The organism is Streptomyces sp. NPDC001750 (assembly GCF_042892615.1).
Taxonomy (GTDB): domain Bacteria; phylum Actinomycetota; class Actinomycetes; order Streptomycetales; family Streptomycetaceae; genus Streptomyces.
The window spans coordinates 97705-116238 of sequence record NZ_JBIAUE010000009.1 but is presented as its reverse complement, the minus strand read 5'-3'; the positions used below and the strand labels follow the sequence as shown (position 1 = coordinate 116238).

At 72.4% G+C, this 18534-nt stretch carries 14 protein-coding genes; 10 read left to right on the top strand and 4 right to left on the bottom strand.

What is annotated here, in order from left to right; genetic code table 11:
* Positions 1-54: 54 nt before the first annotated feature.
* Both ACFYY6_RS16620 and ACFYY6_RS16615 read left to right on the top strand, forming a co-directional pair.
* A complete protein-coding gene (locus ACFYY6_RS16620) occupies positions 55-1404 on the top strand; it encodes an amidohydrolase (RefSeq protein ID WP_389193696.1) in 1350 nt (449 codons plus the stop codon).
* A complete protein-coding gene (locus tag ACFYY6_RS16615; protein WP_351518470.1) occupies positions 1401-1688 on the top strand; it encodes a hypothetical protein in 288 nt (95 codons plus the stop codon). Before ACFYY6_RS16620 ends, ACFYY6_RS16615 begins: the two co-directional genes overlap by 4 nt.
* Before the next feature lie 15 nt (positions 1689-1703).
* Here the strand turns inward: ACFYY6_RS16615 and ACFYY6_RS16610 are convergent, their stop codons facing one another.
* Positions 1704-2702 carry a helix-turn-helix transcriptional regulator gene (locus tag ACFYY6_RS16610; RefSeq protein WP_351518472.1) on the bottom strand — a complete coding sequence of 333 codons (999 nt, stop codon included), beginning with the start codon at positions 2700-2702 and terminating at the stop codon, positions 1704-1706.
* Positions 2703-3540: 838 nt separating this feature from the next.
* Here ACFYY6_RS16610 and mfd point away from each other — a divergent pair.
* Positions 3541-7083, top strand: a complete 3543-nt coding sequence (mfd, locus tag ACFYY6_RS16605; protein WP_351518474.1) for a transcription-repair coupling factor — start codon at positions 3541-3543, stop codon at positions 7081-7083.
* A 53-nt stretch (positions 7084-7136) separates the two neighbouring features.
* Here mfd and ACFYY6_RS16600 read toward each other — a convergent pair whose 3' ends face one another.
* Positions 7137-7538, bottom strand: a complete 402-nt coding sequence (locus tag ACFYY6_RS16600) for an ATP-binding protein (RefSeq protein ID WP_389193692.1) — start codon at positions 7536-7538, stop codon at positions 7137-7139.
* A gap of 151 nt (positions 7539-7689) precedes the next feature.
* On the opposite strand from ACFYY6_RS16600, the gene ACFYY6_RS16595 reads away from it, so the two are divergent.
* The 3 genes from ACFYY6_RS16595 (at position 7690) to ACFYY6_RS16585 (ending at position 10282) form a co-directional block, all read left to right on the top strand.
* Positions 7690-8232 carry a UTRA domain-containing protein gene (locus ACFYY6_RS16595; RefSeq protein WP_351624150.1) on the top strand — a complete coding sequence of 181 codons (543 nt, stop codon included), beginning with the start codon at positions 7690-7692 and terminating at the stop codon, positions 8230-8232.
* Complete coding sequence (locus ACFYY6_RS16590) at positions 8229-9008, top strand: GntR family transcriptional regulator (RefSeq protein ID WP_351518484.1); 780 nt, start codon at positions 8229-8231, stop codon at positions 9006-9008. Before ACFYY6_RS16595 ends, ACFYY6_RS16590 begins: the two co-directional genes overlap by 4 nt.
* Positions 9009-9517: 509 nt before the next feature.
* Positions 9518-10282, top strand: a complete 765-nt coding sequence (locus ACFYY6_RS16585; protein WP_386606995.1) for an HNH endonuclease family protein — start codon at positions 9518-9520, stop codon at positions 10280-10282.
* Between the two features lie 112 nt (positions 10283-10394).
* On the opposite strand, the gene ACFYY6_RS16580 is transcribed toward ACFYY6_RS16585, so the two are convergent.
* Positions 10395-11162 carry a hypothetical protein gene (locus tag ACFYY6_RS16580; protein ID WP_351524909.1) on the bottom strand — a complete coding sequence of 256 codons (768 nt, stop codon included), beginning with the start codon at positions 11160-11162 and terminating at the stop codon, positions 10395-10397.
* A gap of 30 nt (positions 11163-11192) precedes the next feature.
* Positions 11193-12032, bottom strand: a complete 840-nt coding sequence (locus ACFYY6_RS16575) for a DUF4190 domain-containing protein (protein ID WP_351624152.1) — start codon at positions 12030-12032, stop codon at positions 11193-11195.
* 234 nt (positions 12033-12266) lie between these two features.
* On the opposite strand from ACFYY6_RS16575, the gene ACFYY6_RS16570 reads away from it, so the two are divergent.
* The 4 genes from ACFYY6_RS16570 (at position 12267) to ACFYY6_RS16555 (ending at position 18346) form a co-directional block, all read left to right on the top strand.
* The gene (locus ACFYY6_RS16570) at positions 12267-14432 is read left to right on the top strand and encodes an N-6 DNA methylase (protein ID WP_388650323.1); all 2166 of its coding nucleotides are present in this window, start codon (positions 12267-12269) and stop codon (positions 14430-14432) included.
* A gap of 280 nt (positions 14433-14712) precedes the next feature.
* A complete protein-coding gene (locus tag ACFYY6_RS16565; protein ID WP_388650321.1) occupies positions 14713-15462 on the top strand; it encodes a hypothetical protein in 750 nt (249 codons plus the stop codon).
* Positions 15459-17039, top strand: a complete 1581-nt coding sequence (locus ACFYY6_RS16560; protein WP_351524905.1) for a serine/threonine-protein kinase — start codon at positions 15459-15461, stop codon at positions 17037-17039. The genes ACFYY6_RS16565 and ACFYY6_RS16560 overlap by 4 nt, the downstream gene beginning before the upstream one ends.
* 644 nt (positions 17040-17683) lie before the next feature.
* Positions 17684-18346: a SurA N-terminal domain-containing protein gene (locus ACFYY6_RS16555; RefSeq protein ID WP_351524904.1), complete on the top strand. Its 663-nt coding sequence runs from the start codon at positions 17684-17686 to the stop codon at positions 18344-18346.
* Positions 18347-18534: the final 188 nt, after the last annotated feature.

The following is an 18534-nucleotide window of genomic DNA, read 5'->3' as shown; positions in this document are numbered from 1 at the left end:
GCCCGGCGGGCCCGGATCACGACCGGCCTGCCCAGCGGAACGAGGTGAGTTGACATGCGGGAGCACCTCCCGTCCCCTCCTGGCGCCCCACCCCCACCTGGTCCTCCCGGCGCCCCGTGCCCACCCGGCACCCGGCCCGCCCCGGCGGACGCGCGGCAGGCACCGCCCCGCCCGCCGGCCCCGGCGGTGCCGCGCGAGGTCCTGCGCCCGGCGCTGGAGCTCTACCTCGACGCGCACGCCCACCCCGAACCGTCCGGGGCCGAGCGGCGCACCGCGGACCTGTTCGCCGCCCGGCTGGCGGCGAGCGGCTGCGAGGTGACCCGGAAGGTCGGCGGCGGCCACGGCCTCGTGGGCGTGCTGCGCAACGGCATCGGCCCGACCGTCATGCTCCGTACCGAGCTCGACGCACTCCCGGTCACCGAACGCACCGGCCTCGCCTACGCGAGCACCGTGCCGGGCGTGATGCACGCCTGCGGCCACGATCTCCATCTCGCCGCGGTCGCCGGGGCGGTGGCCGAACTCGCCCGGACCCGCTCCGCGTGGCGCGGCACGGTCCTGGTCGCGGGCCAGCCGTCCGAGGAGAGCCTGACCGGTGCGCGGGAGATGCTGGCGGACGGCCTGTACGAGCGGTTCGGCACCCCGGACGCGGTCCTCGCCCAGCACACCTCGCCCGCGCCCGCGGGCACCCTCGCGCACGCCGCGGAGTTCCGTACGCCGCTGATGGCGGCAGGCGCGATGGTGGACATCACCCTGTACGGGCGCGGCGGCCACGCCGGCACCCCGCACCTCACCGTCGACCCGGTCCTCACGGCGGCGGCCACGGTGCTGCGGCTGCAGTCCGTCGTCTCGCGGGAGACCGCCCCGGCCGAGCGGGCGGTGCTGACCGTCGGCGCGCTGCGCGCCGGAGGGCCCGGCAACGTGATCCCGGAGACGGCACGACTCTCCCTGTGCGTACGGGCGTCGAGCGAGCACGCGGTCGACCGGATGACGGCCGCCGCACTGCGGATCGTGCGGGCCGAATGCGCGGCGTCCGGCTGCCCGAGGGACCCGGACTTCACCGTCACCGCCCGCTCGCCCGCCCTGCTGACCGATGCGAAGGCCACGGCCGCCGTGCGCCGGGCGCACGAGGAGTCGTTCGGCCCTCACCGGGTCGGCGACTGCGGCACGCTCACCGCCACCGAGGACTTCGCGTGGTTCGGCGCCGAGGGCGTGGCGACGGTGTACTGGCTGCTCGGCGTCACGGGGGCACGGCAGTGGCGCGCGTCCAGGGACGGCGGACCGCCGGTCCCGTCCAACCACGCACCGGAGTTCGCCCCGGACGTCCGTACCGCCCTGCCGGCCGGGATCGCGGCCATGGCGTCGGCGGCCCGGCGGTTACTGGAGCCGGAAAGGGGCACCCCGTGACCCGTCCCACCGGGGAGGCGGCATACGGGACGGGCCGCGACCGCGGCCACATCGACCTGGTGACCGTCCGCCGCGACAGCACCGCCCCGACCGGCGAGACCACCGTCGTACGGCTGCTGAGCCTGCTCCCCGCCCACTGGGCCTGCGCCCCCCGGTCCGTGGGGCCCGACCGGATCGCCCTGCGCATCGCCCTGAGCCGTACCGTCGACGACGGCACGGTCCGGCGGGCCGTCGCCCGTGCCCTCGCCGACCGGGCACTGGACGGCTGGGCGCAGGAAACGTGAGACGGGGACCGCGCGTCAGATCCAGCCGCGCTCCCGGGCCAGCAGGGCGGCGTGGGCGCGGCTGGCGGCACCCAGGGTCTGGAGGAGATCGGCGACGTACCGCCGGTACGTCCGCACCGAGACCCCCAGCTCGCGGGCGCCCGCCTCGTCCTTGCCCACGGTGCACATGGACACCAGGACCCGCCGCTCGATCTCCGACAGGCCGTCGTCCGGAGTCCCGCCGTCCGCACCGCTCGCCCGCGAGAGATCCTCGGCCTGGTCCCAGATCTTCTCGAACAGGGCGATGATGTTGCGCACCAGGCCGCCGCGGTGGGCGAGCAGCGCCCCGCGCGAGGTGTCGTGCGGGTCCAGCGGGACGAGGGCGGCCTTGCGGTCGTAGACCAGCAGCCGCTCGGCGCTGTGTTCCGTCACCCGGATCATGGCCCCGTTCTCGGCCAGCTCCCGCAGATACGCGGCGGTCGCCGGATCGTGCAGCGCCGCCCGGATCACGACGTTCCGGATCTTCACACCGCGCCGCAGGCACCGCAGGTCCAGCGGGCGCGAGCGGGCGATGTTCTCGGCCGACAGCTTCGTGTACGGCTCCACGGAGAGGATCTCGTCCCTGGCGAAGAACGCCAGGTCGTCGATCCGGTCGCGGATCTGGTCGAGGCCCTCCAACTGCTCGATGCCCGGCGGAGGAGGCCTGCGCGCCCCCTGCTCCGCGCGTAGACCGTCGATCACGTGGCGTGACCGGGTGACGCGCTGCAGTTCCTGGTGGAGGGCGTGCAGGCGTAAATCGATGAGCCTGGCCACCGCGACCTCCGGGTCGATCGGGAAGACGCGCAGGTCGGGGCCCTCGGGGTGGAGGAGCCCGAGGGCCTGGAGCCGGTCGACGCAGGTGCGCGCCGCCCGCGGGTCCGTGCGCAGCAGGAGGTGCAGATCGTCGGTGGCGGTGCCGGGGTTGCGGAGGAAGTGCCGGTAGACCTCTTCCTCGGCCTCCGAGACCCCGAATATGGACATCTCGTTCTCGCCCATGCGCGCCCCCGCTGCCTGGTCCCTGTCGGCCGTGCGCTCCCGGCGGTCGCCCGTGAGCGCTGGTCCACGGCTGCCGTACTGACTGCCTGTGCAACTTTTGCGGAATCTTTCGGCCAAAGAGTAGACGCTGAGATCATTTCTGTGAGGGGGCCGGGCACAACTGTGTGCGATGCGGAGATGAACGGTGTGCGTCCCGCGACGAGCGGCCCGGCATACGCGACGGATGGTCCGGACCGGGGATATGAGGTCCCGCCGCGCCCGGCCGGACCGGGATACGGTGCCCCGCCGCGCCCGGCTGGACCGGGATACGGTGCCCCGCCGCGCCCGGCCGGACCGGGATATGGGCCCCGCCGCGCCCGGCCGGACCGGATACGGTGCCGCGCCGTCCGGCCGCCGGAATCGCGCCACCCGCTTCCGTCGCGTCCGTCGCGACGGGCCCGCCCCGCCGCCGACGCGATCAGGCCGCGCACCGGCCACCGGCAGGCCGCGCAGCGCGCCGTCGACGGCGCCCCCGGTCGACGGCGCCCCGGGCGGAGACGATCGCGCTCACTACCGATCGCTCACGACCGACCGCGCTCACGACCGATCGCGGTCCCGGTCGACCACGATCACGAGCGATACCGGGCGCGGTCCCGGGCGGTTGCGGGCGCGGCTGTCACGGGGGAGTCGTAGGCTGGGATCCCCGGCCCGCCGGGGGTGGCTCCCGGATCATGCCGGGCCGGAGGCCGCCCCCCGTACGTGTCGGGTCCTTCGCGTTGCCCCTGACCCGGCAGCAGCCGGTTGCCGGGTCCCCGGCCTCGTTAGACCTCGTTACCTCGTTACCCGGACGGAAGCCTTCATGAGTCTGCACGGTCTGCTGGATGTCGTCGTACGTGACCCGGCACTCTCCGAAGCGGCGAAGGCCGCCGACGACGGCCACCGGATGCACGTCGACCTGGTCGGGCCGCCCGCCGCCCGCCCCTTCGCCGTGGCCGCCCTGGCCCGTGAGTCGGGCCGGACCGTGCTCGCCGTCACCGCGACCGGCCGTGAGGCGGAGGACCTCGCGGCGGCGCTGCGCGGCCTGCTGCCGCCGGACACCGTCGCCGAGTACCCGTCCTGGGAGACCCTGCCGCACGAGCGGCTCTCGCCCCGCTCCGACACCGTGGGCCGCCGCCTGGCGGTGCTGCGGCGCCTCGCGCACCCCAGCGCGGACGACCCGGAGACCGGCCCGGTCAAGGTCGTCGTCGCGCCCATCCGCTCGGTGCTCCAGCCGCAGGTCAAGGGCCTGGGGGACCTGGAACCGGTCTCGCTGCGCACCGGGGGGAGCGCCGATCTAGGCAGTACCGTCGACGCGCTCGCGGCAGCCGCGTACTCCCGGGTCGAACTGGTCGAGAAGCGCGGCGAGTTCGCCGTGCGCGGCGGCATCCTGGACGTCTTCCCCCCGACCGAGGAGCACCCCTTGCGGGTGGAGTTCTGGGGCGACGACGTCGAGGAGATCCGCTACTTCAAGGTCGCCGACCAGCGTTCGCTGGAGGTCGCCGAGCACGGCCTGTGGGCCCCGCCCTGCCGGGAGCTGCTGCTGACCGACGAGGTGCGCGAGCGGGCCGCCGCCCTCGCCGAGAGCCACCCGGAGCTGGGCGAACTGCTCGGCAAGATCGCGGAGGGCATCGCGGTGGAGGGCATGGAGTCCCTCGCGCCGGTCCTCGTCGACGACATGGAACTGCTGCTCGACGTGCTGCCCGCCGGGGCGATGGCGCTGGTCTGCGACCCGGAGCGGGTGCGGACCCGGGCCGCCGACCTCGTCGCCACCAGCCAGGAGTTCCTCCAGGCGTCGTGGGCGGCCACCGCGGGCGGGGGAGAGGCCCCGATCGACGTCGGCGCGGCCTCGCTGTGGGGCATCGCGGACGTCCGGGACCGGGCCCGCGAGCTGGGCATGATGTGGTGGTCGGTCTCCCCGTTCGCCGCCGGCGGAGCCGACGAAGCCGATGAGGACACCGACACGCTCAAGCTCGGCATGCACGCCCCCGAGGCGTACCGGGGCGACACCGCCCGCGCGCTCGCCGACACCAAGGGCTGGCTCGCCGACGGCTGGCGCACGGTCTACGTCACCGAGGGGCAGGGGCTCGCCTCCCGCACCGTCGAGGTGCTGGGCGGGGAGGGCGTCCCGGCCCGGCTCGACCCGGACCTGACCGAGGTCTCGCCGTCCGTCGTGCACGTCTCCTGCGGCGCCCTCGACCACGGCTTCGTCGACCCGGAGCTGCGGCTCGCCGTCCTGACCGAGACCGACCTCACCGGCCAGCGCACCGCCACCAAGGACCTGGGCCGGATGCCGGTCCGCCGCCGCAAGACGATCGACCCGCTGACGCTGGAGACCGGCGACTACATCGTCCACGAACAGCACGGCGTGGGCCGGTACATCGAGATGGTGCAGCGCACGGTGCAGGGTGCCACCCGCGAGTACCTCCTCGTCGAGTACGCCCCCGCCAAGCGCGGCCAGCCCGGCGACCGCCTCTACATCCCCACCGACCAGCTGGAGCAGGTCACCAAGTACGTCGGCGGCGAGGCCCCCACCCTGCACCGGCTCGGCGGCGCCGACTGGACGAAGACCAAGGCGCGCGCCAAGAAGGCCGTCAAGGAGATCGCCGCCGACCTGATCAAGCTGTACTCGGCCCGGATGGCGGCCCCCGGCCACATCTTCGGCCCGGACACCCCCTGGCAGCGCGAACTGGAGGACGCCTTCCCGTATGCGGAGACGCCCGACCAGCTCTCCACCATCGCCGAGGTCAAGGCGGACATGGAGAAGTCCGTCCCGATGGACCGGCTGATCTGCGGAGACGTCGGCTACGGCAAGACGGAGATCGCGGTCCGGGCGGCGTTCAAGGCGGTCCAGGACGGCAAGCAGGTCGCCGTCCTCGTCCCCACGACCCTCCTGGTCCAGCAGCACCACGGCACGTTCACCGAGCGCTACTCCCAGTTCCCGGTCAACGTACGGGCGCTCAGCCGCTTCCAGTCGGAGACCGAGTCCAAGGCCACCCTCGAAGGGCTGCGCGACGGCTCCGTCGACCTGGTCATCGGCACCCACCGCCTGTTCTCCTCCGAGACGAAGTTCAAGGACCTGGGCCTGGTCATCGTCGACGAGGAGCAGCGCTTCGGCGTCGAGCACAAGGAGCAGCTGAAGAAGCTCCGGGCGAACGTGGACGTCCTCACCATGTCCGCGACGCCCATCCCTCGTACGCTCGAAATGGCCGTGACGGGCATCCGCGAGATGTCGACGATCACCACGCCCCCGGAGGAGCGCCACCCGGTCCTCACCTTCGTCGGCCCGTACGAGGAGAAGCAGATCGGCGCCGCCATCCGCCGTGAACTGCTCCGCGAGGGCCAGGCGTTCTATATCCACAACCGCGTCGAGTCGATCGACCGCGCCGCCGCCCGGCTGCGCGAGATCGTCCCCGAGGCGCGGATCGCCACGGCACACGGCCAGATGTCCGAACAGGCCCTGGAGCAGGTGGTGGTGGACTTCTGGGAGAAGAAGTTCGATGTGCTGGTCTCCACGACGATCGTCGAGTCCGGCATCGACATCTCCAACGCCAACACCCTGATCGTGGAGCGCGGCGACAACTTCGGCCTCTCCCAGCTCCACCAGCTGCGCGGCCGGGTCGGCCGGGGCCGCGAGCGCGGCTACGCGTACTTCCTCTACCCGCCGGAGAAGCCGCTCACCGAGACCGCCCACGAACGCCTCGCCACCATCGCCCAGCACACCGAGATGGGCGCGGGCATGTACGTCGCCATGAAGGACCTGGAGATCCGCGGAGCCGGAAACCTCCTGGGCGGCGAACAGTCCGGCCACATCGCGGGCGTCGGCTTCGACCTGTACGTCCGCATGGTCGGCGAGGCGGTCGCCGACTACCGGGCCTCCCTCGAAGGCGGCGTCGAGGAGGAGGCGCCGCCGGAGGTCAAGATCGAGCTCCCGGTCGACGCCCATGTCCCGCACGACTACGCGCCCGGCGAGCGGCTGCGCCTCCAGGCGTACCGGGCCATCGCCTCCGCCTCCACGGAGGACGACATCAGGGCGGTCCGCGAGGAGCTCACCGACCGCTACGGCAAGCTCCCCGAACCCGTCGAGAACCTCCTCCTGGTCGCCGGCCTGCGCATGCTGGCCCGCGCCTGCGGCGTCGGCGAGATCGTGCTCCAGGGCCCGAACATCCGCTTCGCCCCGGTCGAACTGCGCGAGTCCCAGGAGCTGCGCCTGAAGCGCCTCTACCCCAAGACGGTCATCAAGCCGGCCGTCCACCAGATCCTCGTCCCCCGCCCCACCACCGGAAGGATCGGCGGCAAGCCGGTCGTGGGCCGCGAACTGCTGGCGTGGACGGGGGAGTTCCTGACGACGATCCTGGGGTCGTAACCCCGGGGTGCCGGTGCCCGGCCCGCCAAGTACACACGGCGGGCCGGGCGCCGTCATGGCGTGCGGGGTGCGGCGTGGCTCTTGAACGCGGCCCACACGGTCTTGCCGACGATGTGGTGGTCGACGCCGAAATCGTCGGCGACTCCGCTCACGAGATGCAACCCGCGCCCGGAGCAGGCGTCGACGTCCGGAGACTGGACCCTCGGCCGGGCGGGCCCGCTGTCGCGGACCGACAGTCGCACCAGTTCTGTGCCGCGATGGAGGCCGACATGGAATTCGCGTCCTGGCGGCACGCCGTGAAGCAGGGCGTTGGTGGCGAGTTCCGAGACGCAGAGCCTTATGTCCTCGACCAGGGCGTGAAGCCCCCAATCGACGAGGACGCCGGTGACGAAGTCACGTGAGGCCCCAACCGACGTGCGTCTGCGGGGGAAACGGCGCTGTTCCGACAGGTGCACGGTGATTCACCGCCTTGCTCACGGGCTGTAATGTGTCGGTGGCTGTACTGCTATTCATGAAAAGCGGCAAGGTTTACTCTGTGGGGGCGGGCCCGGCTCGCCTACGGTGTGATGCGACAGACCGGTACGGGGCGATGAAGGGAGAGGCGGTATGAGCGGCGGTGAGTGGGTCAGCACCTCGGTGCCATACCTCGCGGGGTCTGCCGGTGCCGGTGGCGACGCGTGGGCCGCGGAGGCCGCGGCGGAGGGCCGTCGGGGCAGCCAGCGCATCGTCCGGGCGGGCGAGACGGAACCGCCGGAGGCGGTCGCGCAGTTGCTGGGAACCCCGGCAGGGCGGCACGTCATCGCCCGTCGCAGGATCATGTACCTCGACGACGAGCCCTGCGAGTTGACGGACACGTACTACCCGCTGGACATCGCGGCCGGCACCGCCCTCGCCGGGACCGCCAAGATCCGGGGCGGGGCGGTCCGGCTGCTGGCGGACCTGGGATACGTCGGCGTCCGCGTGCGCGAGGACGTGACCGCGCGGTTGGCGACTGGGCGCGAACGCGAGGAACTGCGGCTGACGGCCGGTGAACCCGTGCTGCAACTGACCCGGCTCACCCTCGACGGGGCCGACCGGCCCCTTCAGGTCGATGTGATGGCGATGCCGCCACGACGCCAGAAGCTGCGCTACGAGATCAGGATCGGCTGACCGTGCCCGGACCCGAAACGGATGCCACCGACCGCCGTTCGCTGCACGAGCGGATCGCCGCCGATCTCAGGGACCAGATCATGGGTGGGGACCTCGCCCCGGGCGCGGCGCTGCCGTCCACCGCCCAACTGAAGGAACGCTTCGAAGCCTCGAACGCGACCGTGCAGAAGGCTGTCCAACTCCTCAAGGGCGAACACCTGGTGGTCGGCAGGGCGGGTGCCGCGGTGACGGTCCGCGAACACCGACAGCACACCATCCGCCCTGCCTCGTACATGGCCCCGGCGGCCCCGGGTGAGCCGTACCGCTGGCTGACCGAGGTCGCCAAGGACGGTTTCCGCACGCACAGCACGCTCCTTGAGGTCGCGGAGAGCCGCCCGCCCGCGGACGTCGCCGAGGTGCTTGGGCTCCCGGAGTCCGGCACCGCGCTCCTGCGACGGCAACTCCTCACGATCGACGACGAACCCGCCGAACTCGTCGCGTCGTACTACCCGCTGGAAATCGCCCGCGGGACGGCGATGGAGGAGCGCCGGAAGATCCCGGGCGGCACACCGGCACTTCTCGCCGAGCTGGGTTACCCGCCACGGCTCAGCGTGGACCGGGTCTCGGCCCGAATCCCCACGCAGGAGCAGTACCAGGTCCTGAGGCTGCCCGGTGACCTTCCGGTGCTCCGCACGCTGCGCGTGGTCTTCAGCGACGAACGGCGCCCCATCGAGGCGACCGTCATGGTCAAGGCGGGACATCTGTACGAGCTGCAGTACGAGTTCACGGCGGAGTGACCGTCGGCATCGGTGAATGTGGGCGTTCCGTGGGCTGCCTGTTCGCCTCGCACGGCTTCTGCGCCGGGGCGGACCTCACCCGCGCCGCAAGCAGGTCCTTCGGGGCGAGCGTGAGGTCCACGACCACGCCCTCGGCGGTCCCGGCCGGGCGGACCGCCAGCAGCGCGGCCCCGGCCGCTCCGGGGATGACGTCCCGGCCCTCGGCCAGGTGGTTCAGGTCGCGGGCGCAGAACGGCTGAACCGGAAGCGCGGGTAGGGGTCGCAGATCCGGTACCGGCGTAGTTCGCTCGTCGCGCCCGTGCCGACGAGCGTGTCGTGCGGCGCCACGTCCGTCCCCGTCCCGGTGGCGCTCCCTCGGTGCGCCGCGCCGTGAGCTGTGTGATCCAGGCCGCATCCTGGGCGGTGCCGCGTGTGAGTACCTGTCAAACAGAAAGAAATTCGTACGATTTCCTGGTTCGATTTTCTCCCTGTCAGGACGGCTTTGCGTGAGATCTCCTCGTACGTACCGAATGATGCTGCCCGCGCTCGGCGTGGCGGCCGTGTTGGCCTTGGCGGGCTGCGACTTCGAGGCGGGGTCGCCGTCCTCCGGTACCGGCCAGAAGGACGGCGGGGCGGACGGGGGCGGGCGGGCGGTCGGCGGATTCGGCGCCAGCCCGCTGGAGAATCCCGACGGCACGAAGCCCGGCCTCGCCCCGCTCACCTCCGAGGCGGACCGGGCGGCGGGCCGGAAGCTCATCGAGAAGGTGGCGACGAAGGGCCGGGGGCCGAAGACCGGCTACGCGCGCGACAAGTTCGGCTACGCCTGGAAGGACTCGGTCGACGGGATACCGCTGGCCCGCAACGGCTGTGACACCCGCAACGACCTCCTCGCCCGGGACGGCAAGGACCTGAAGTTCCGCTCCGGCTCGGACTGCGTGGTCGTGTCGATGACCCTCAAGGATCCGTACACCGGCTCCACCCTGGACTGGCGCAAGGAGAAGGCCGCCAAGGTCCAGATCGACCACGTCATGCCGCTCTCGTACGACTGGCAGATGGGTGCCTCCCGCTGGAACGACGCCAAGCGGCAGCAGATCGCCAACGACCCGCTCAACCTGCTGCCCGTGGACGGTCCGGCCAACAACGCGAAGCGGGACTCGGGCCCCGCGTCCTGGCTGCCGCCGTACAAGCCGGTCCGCTGTTCGTACGCGGTGCGGTTCGCGCAGGTGTCGCTGAAGTACGAACTGCCCGTCACCGCCGCCGACAAGAAGGCCATGCTGGAGCAGTGCGGAGGCTGACGCGCAGCCGTGCCGCGCGTCGGCCTCCGCACCTCGTGCGTGCCCCGTATCCGGTGTGTGCCCGCCGGTGAGTCCCCCGTGGCCCACCGGCGGGCCGGCCCGGTCGGCCGGGTCAGCCGGTCGGGTTGTTCGGGTCGACGACGTCCTTGGGGGCGGGCGCCTTCACCTCGACGGGCTCGTCGAAGCCGGAAAGCGTCATCTTCGTCGGCTCCTCGCTGCTCCTGACGTCGACCTGGAGGATGTACGGCTCGCCCTCGGCGGCCACCAGCATCGTGTAGGTGTCCTCGCCGTCCTTCTCGACGAGGCGCAGCGCGCGCCTGCCGTCGACGGTGGTCTCGCCGGCCTTCTCGGCCACGTCGTCGTTGGCCTCGAAGTCCTTGAACATCGTGGCCAGGTCGCAGAGTTCGAGCATGTCCTTGCTGTCGGGATCCGAGGCCTTCGACTTCATCCAGCGGCCCGCGAGCATGTCCACCGCGGCGTCGACGTCGGCGGCGGGCTCGCCCTTGGACTGTTCGCGCAGCATCGCCTCGTCGAACTTCGTGTAGACGGTGCCGCCGGTCTTGCGGATCTCGATGGTCCCGGCCGGACCGATGGACATGGTTCCCGCGCAGTCGCCCGGCAGGGCGGCGGTGAGGCGCGCGGAGACCGGGCCCTCATCCGACTTCGTCTCGATGGCCAGGTTCATCGACTTCGCCTTCTTCGTGGTCTCGATGGCCTTGTTGACGACCTCGGGACCTGACATGTCCGCGAAGGGGGCGGGCGTCTTGGACGGGGAGGCGTCGGAGTCGTTCGACGAGGAAGTCCCGGTGCCGCAGGCGGCCAGGCCGAGCAGGGTGAGGGCGCAGAGGGTGTTGACGGTGGTGCGGGCGAGCAGGCGCATGGCGGACTTTCGGGGGAGGGGGAGGGGAGGTCAGAGCTTCAGGTCCCACTGGGTGGCGTCGTAGGTGAACCCGGGGTTGACCTCGACGGTCAGCTTCTTCGCGTCCGCGGGGGCGTCGAAGGCGAACTCGACCGTGGCCTTCTTGCCCGGCAGGACCGTGCCGCTGAAGCCCTTGCCGACCTTGTCGTCGAAGATCTGCTCGGCCTCCACGCCGTCCTCGCCGGCCCGGGCCGCGACATCGACGAGGGTGGCGTCGAACTTCTCCTTGCCGGCGTTCTCGATGACGACGGTGACGCGGTACGCCTTGTTGCCCTTGGTGTGTCCGATGGCGTACTCGTCCGGGGCGTACGTGGTGGCGTCGCCGACCGTGACCGTCAGGTCGTCGTCGTACACGGCCGAGTCACCGGCCCCCAGTGCCTTGCCGGTGTCCTTCTTGCCGTCCTTGCCCGCGCCGCCGTTCTTCGTGTCGCCGCCGGGCTTCGGCTTCGCGGAGGCCGTGGCCCCCGACACCGCCTTGTCGAGTTCGTCCACCGCGTCGCCCACGGCCTTGAACGTGATCACCGCGCCGACCACGGCCAGGATCAGCGAGACCAGGCCGAGCGCGGCGCCGAAGGTAGCCACACCCTTGTTGGTGGCCTCGCCGCGTTTGGCCCGGCCCCGGCCCGACAGGCCCAGGATCAGGCCGATGACGCCCAGGATGCCCGCCAGCCAGAACAGGAGCGGGATCAGGCCCGACACGGCGCCGATGACGCCCAGGACGAGTGCGGCGATGCCCAGCCCGTTGCGCGCCGGGCGCACACCCGGCTGCTGGGCGGGGGCGTACGGCTGCTGAGGCTGCGGGGACTGCGGCGGCTGCGTGAATTCGGACATGGGTGTGCCCTCCGGCGAAAGACGGGACGAAATGCGGGGTGTGAGCGGATCGATGCGTCGCCTTGTGTGGCGGCGGGTCAATAAGAGCAGAGCTTGTGAACCGAGTCAACAAGGTTCACAATGAATGGGTCGATGCACGCTGTGAATCGGTTTCATGTGAACGGCATCGGTATGCTCGCCGTCACCGCACCCACGCCGAGGGCCAGGACCAGGGCCAGGACCAGGAGACAGTCAGTGCCGGAGAACTCGACAGAGGTGACCGCTGCCGGGATCGCCCGACTCGCGGGCGTGGGGCGCGCCGCCGTCAGCAACTGGCGGCGCCGCCACGCGGACTTCCCCAAGCCCGTCGGCGGCACCGAGACGAGTCCGGCCTTCTCGCTGTCCGAGGTCGAGCAGTGGCTGCGCGACCAGGGGAAACTCGCCGAAGTCCCGCTCCGTGAACGGGTCTGGCAGCAGCTCGCCGGGCATCCGCTCGGTCCGGTCCCCGCCCTGGTCCACACCGGCTGCGCCCTGCTGGTGCTGCGGAACGACCCCGCCGCCTGGCGGGAGATCGCCGCCGTGCCCGACGAGGCGATGGCCGGTGTGCTGTCCCTCGTCCTCGACGACGTGCTCGCCGAACGGTTCGGACCCGCCGAGGAACGGGGACGGGTGGTTCACACCCCTGGTCGTGCGGAACTGCTCCCGTCCGTCGCGCTGCTCCGGGGTGTCGCGGAACTTGCCGCCGAGAACGGCGCCCGGGACACGTTCGAGTTTCTGCTGGGACGTCAACTGGACGCGAACCCACGTCAGTACACCCTCACGCCCCCCGGACTCGCCGCGCTCATGGCCGCATTGGCGGACGCCGGGGAACGGCCCGCCCGCACCGTCCTCGACCCTGCGGCGGGCACCGGCGCCCTGCTGTGCGCCGCCGAGCGCCGCGACGCCCTGTACGCGCAGGAGTCCGACCCCGATCTCGCCTCGCTCACGGCGCTCCGCCTCGCCCTCCACGACGACGCCGGTACGGGCCGCACCATCCGCGTCCGCACGGGCGACACCCTCCTCGCCGATGCCTTCCCGCGGCTCTCCGCCGACGCGGTGCTCTGCCACCCGCCGTTCAACGAACGCAACTGGGGCCACGACGAACTCGCCTACGACCCGCGCTGGGAGTACGGCTTCCCGGCCCGTACCGAGTCCGAACTCGCCTGGGTCCAGCACGCCCTGGCCCGTCTGCGAGAGGGCGGCACCGCCGTGCTCCTGATGCCGCCCGCCGCCGCGTCGCGCCGCTCCGGACGCCGTATCCGCGCCGATCTGCTGCGGCGCGGCGCCCTGCGCGCCGTCGTCGCGCTCCCGGCCGGTGCCGCGCCCCCGTACGGCATCCCGCTCCATCTCTGGGTGCTGCGCAAGCCCGGCAGCGGAGTGCGCCCCTCGCCGCACGTGCTGCTCGTCGACACCGCCGAACCGGCCGAACCGGCCGCTCCGGGCCAGTCGGCCACCGCCCCGGCCGGCGGGCGCGACCGGCTCGACTGGCAGGTGGTGCACGCCGTCGTGCTCGATGCCTGGCAGTCGTTCGTGGGCGAGGGGACGGGAGCCGGGAGCGGCGCGGCCGAGGGGCGGGCGGACGACACCCGGGGCCGTGCTCGCGGCGGGGAAGAGGGCCGGAGGGAGGGCCGCCGGGTCGTTCCCGTCATCGAACTCCTCGACGACGACGTCGACCTGGCCCCCGCCCGCCATCTCCCGCCACCGGCGGCCACGAGCGGCCCCGCCGAACTGATCCGCGTACGGGAACGGCTGACCGAGACGCTCGGTCTCACCGGCACGCTCACCCCGCCGCCCGTGGTCGCCTCCGAGCCGGCGTACTGGCCGCTCACCACCGTCGGCGAACTCGCCCGCGCCGGCGCGCTCCGGCTGTACACCGGCGGCTCCGGCGCGGGTCCCGGCTCCGTCCCCGTCCTCACGGAGCACGACGTGCTCGGCTCCACCGCACCCTCGGGCAGCCTCCCGGCCGACGGCCCCTCCGAGGAACCGGTCCTCGTCGAAGCGGGCGACGTCGTGGTGCCCGTGCTCGGGGGCGGTTCCGTCGTCCGTGTCATCGACGACGCCACCGCCGGGGCGGCCCTGGGCCGCAACCTCCAGCTGCTGCGCCCGGACCCGGCCGCCCTCGACCCCTGGTTCCTCGCCGGGTTCCTGCGCGGCACCGCCAACACCCGCCAGGCCAGCAGCTACGCCTCCACCGCCACCCGGCTCGACGCCCGCCGCCTCCAGCTGCCCCGCCTGCCGCTCGTGGAACAGCGCGGGTACGGGGAACGCTTCCGCGCGCTGGCCGACTTCGAGGAGGCGCTCAGACTGATCGGCCGCCTCGGCGGCCGACTGGTCCAGGGAATGTACGACGGGCTGGCGGACGGCACGGTCGCGCCGAAGTGAACGGCTGTGCGGGAGCGCACGGCCGTGCGGGAGTGAAGGGGTGCGCGGGAGTGAAACAGGAGTGGGAGTGTGGGGGCGTGCGGGAGTGGACGGTCGTGGGGAGCGGGCGGGCGTGCCGGGGTGAAAAGCCGCGCCGAGTGACCGGCCGTGCGGAAGTGATCGGAACCACAACGGTTCCATACAACCCGGGGCCGATTTTCGGTGTCGCCCTTTACGCTCGGATCCGCGTACACGCAGGAGTGTGCGCGGACGTTCCACGACCAGGTCTCCAGGAGCAGCCATGTACGCCCCGGGTCATCCCCCGGCGCCGCCGCGTCGGGTCCCCAGCAGGGCCTGGATCGTCTCGATGCGTGTGCTGTTCGTCGCGCTCGCGGTGTGTTCGCTCGGCCTGCTGCTGTGGACCCCGCTGCTCCGGCTCGCGATCGTGCGCCGCCGGAAGACCGACTGGTGGCTGACCGGAGCGGGCTTCCTGTTCGTCTGCGTGCTCCTGCCGATCCTCGGCAGGGACGGAAGCGACGATCCCACCGGCATCGACTACGTCCTCATACCGCTGCTGCTGCTGGTGCTGGCGGCAGCGGTCGGGTACTACCTGGCCGAGGACATCCGCCACTACGAGCGGCTCAGGCGGCCGGCGCCCGTGATCGGGTACGGGGACCCGACGGTGCCGGGGCACGGATACCCGCTCATGGCGCCGATGGGCGTACCGCCCGTCGCTCCCGTACTGCCCGCCGCTCCTGCTTCCGGCGCCGCCGCGCCACCCGTGCCCGCTCCCGCTCCCTTCCCCACCCCCGTGCACCCACCGCGGTACCAGCCGCAGCCGCCCACCGCATCGCAGCCGCCCGTCGCGCCGCATCCGCATATCGCCTCCGCCCCTCCTCCTTCCCCTGCCCCCGGCCCCGCCCCGCGTCCGTCACATCCCTCGCAGGCATCGGATCCGTCAGCCCCGCAGCAGCAGCCACAACGCATCGATCAGGTCCGTGCCGAGCTGGACGAGCTGAGTGCCTACCTCCGCAAGGAGGACGGCCGGTGAGCGGACGTGTCGTCGCCGGGCGGTACCAACTCGCGACCGTCATCGGCCAGGGCGGCATGGGCCAGGTCTGGACGGCCTACGACCAGCGCCTGGACCGCCGGGTCGCGGTGAAGCTGCTCCGCCCCGACCGGGTCACCGGCCCCGTCGACAGCCAGGCGGCGGACGAACTGCGCCGCCGCTTCGTCCGCGAGTGCCGGATCACCGCGCAGGTCGACCACCCCGGACTGGTCACGGTCCACGACGCGGGCAGCGACGGCGAGGACCTGTACCTGGTCATGCAGTACGTCGAGGGCGCCGACCTCGCCGACCATCTTGCCGAGCACGACCCGTACCCCTGGCAGTGGGCCGTGTCCGTCGCCGCCCAGTTGTGCGCCGTCCTGTGCGCCGTGCACGCGGTCCCGATCGTCCACCGCGACCTGAAACCCCGCAACGTGATCGTGCGACCGGACGGCGCCGTCACCGTCCTGGACCTCGGCGTCGCCTCGGTGCTGGACACCGACACCACCCGTCTCACCCACACCGGCTCGCCGATCGGCTCCCCTGCCTACATGGCGCCCGAGCAGGCGATGGGCGGTGCCGTCGGCCCGTACACCGATCTGTATGCGCTGGGCGTGCTCCTCCACGAACTCCTCAGCGGGGACGTGCCGTTCGCCGGGTCCACCGCGCTGGGCGTGCTCCACCGCCACCTCCACGAACCGCCGCTCCCGGTCCGCCGGGTGCGGCCGGACATTCCCGGGCAGCTCGAAGCGCTGGTGTTGCGCCTGCTCGCCAAGGACCCGCAGCACCGCCCGGCCGACGCCCAGGAGGTGTACGAACACCTCGCCCCGCTGCTTCCCGCCCGGGGCGCCGGGCTGCCCACCGGCCCGCTCGACCCGACCCGCCCCTTCCTGCGCCCGCACGCCCCGTGGCCCGACCGGGGTGCTGCCTCGTCCCCGTCGCCGGTGTCCGCGACCCCGTTCCCGCCTCCGTCGGCCGCCCCGGCGGGTACGGCGACGGGCGCGGCGGCCCGGCCCGATGTCGCCACCGCCGTCGACGAGGTCAAGCGACTGCTCGGCGAGGGCCGTATCACCCAGGCCGTGGACATCCTCGGGTCACTCCTCCCCGTCGCGGCCGAACAGCACGGCGAGAACTCCGCCGTGGTCCGCATCCTGCGCAAGCAGTACGCGGCGACGCTGATGGACGACGGCCAGTACCGCCGCGCCCTGCCCGAGCTGCGTCGCCTCGCCGACGAGCGCGCGGCGCAGGCCGGACCGGCCGACGCCCAACTGCTCCAGTTCCGCCAGGACGCGGCCCAGTGCCTGGAGCAGCTCGGTGAACCGGCCGCCGCGCTCGCCGAGTATCGCGCGGTGCTCCCGTACTGCGAGAACCACCGGGCCACCGGCGGCGATCCCGCCCGCGCCTTCGAGATCCGCAACCGCATCGGGCATCTGCTGCTCGCGCTCGGCGACCACGCGGGCGCACGCGTACAACTCCAGGCGCTGCTGTACGACGCGGAACGGGCCTACGGGCCGCACCACCCGCTGCCGGTGGAACTGCGCCGACGGCTCGACCGTCAGGCGGAGGTCCAGGGCGGCTGAGGACCTGCCCCCTTCGGCAGGAGCTCCATCGGGGCCTCCACCGAGGCCCTGTGGGTAATGACCATGCCAAACTTCCGCAAACGGAATGTCACGGACCGCCCCTGTGGCCCACGTGGCGTGAGATCGTGTGCTGCCGCCGGGGCGGCTGACGACCCCGCCTGCCCCGTCGGCCTCATCCTTCTTCTCCCTCGCGTTCACCGCCTCCCGGGTGACGTCCGTCAGCGTCATCGGCCGGAAGCCGGTCCCGCTGCACGTGCGATCGACCGGAACGCCTGGGGTGCCCCGGTCGCGACCGCGACCGGTTGGACCCAGGCATCCACGGCGGGGCGACCGATTCGGCCCGCTCTCGCTCCCGCGGGGCGCCGCGCACCTGAAACGCCTGAAACGCTGTGCAGAACAGGGCAATTCACTTGATGGGCATCCGCGTGTCATCGAACAGGGCTGTTTCGCCGGGGACATGGAGCCCGGCAAGCCGCGCGATCCGTGGAGTCGAGGAACCCGTGGAGGAGCCGCACGCGGGCCCCACATCTCCAACTCCGCCCGAATCGTTGGTCGAACCAGTGGCCCCAATCACATCCACTGCCTACCATCGATCAGCGCAAGGTCTTGTGCACTGATGCACAAAGTCTCCCCGGGAGGTTCCTTTGCACCGCCGCCGTCGCACCGCGCTCACCGTCTCCGCCTCCGCCGCCCTGCTGGTCGGTGCCCCGTTCCTGACCGCATGCGGCAGCCAGGCCCATCCGGGTGCCGCGGCCCTCGTCGGCGGCGACCGGATCGAGGTGTCCACCGTGCAGGGCCAGGTGGCGGCGGTGCGCGAGGCCCAGCGCCAGTCCCGGGACGTCGACCAGCTCATCGACAAGTCCGGCCAGCTCGGCCGGGCCAAGCTGCACGGTCTGATCTTCGACCGGGTCCTCGACCGGGCCGCGCGGGACGCGGGCGTGACCGTCGAGCGCAGCGAGGTCCAGGAGATGAGGAAGGCGGCGGTCGCCCAGTCCGGGGGAGAGGAGCGGCTGCGGGCGGCGATGCTCCAGCAGAGCTGGGTCGCGCCGGACCAGATCGACGCCGTCCTGCGGGAGCAGGTCCAACTGTCGAAGCTGGCCGAGGCGCTCGGCGCCGACCTGCGACAGCCCGAGGGGCAGAAGATCGTCGGTGACGCCCTCAGCAAGGCGTCGAAGGCTCTGAAGGTCGACGTGAACCCGCGCTACGGCACCTGGAACGATCAGCAGACCCAGCTCGCCGACTACAAAGCTCCCTGGATCAGCCAGGTCACCAAGCCCGCCGGAGCGCTCCCGGAGTCCGGCGCATAGGAGCGCGACCCGTCGGCAGGGCGCGGGCGGCGCGGAAGCGACGTGCACGGCGCGTCGTTACGCGAACGGTGTGCACAGCGGCGCTCGTTACGCGAACGGTGTGCACGACGGTGCCCGGGGCCCACCAGGGAGGGGGCCGGTCGAGGAGGGATCCGGCCGGAGAGGGAATCGACCCGGTGGCGGACCCG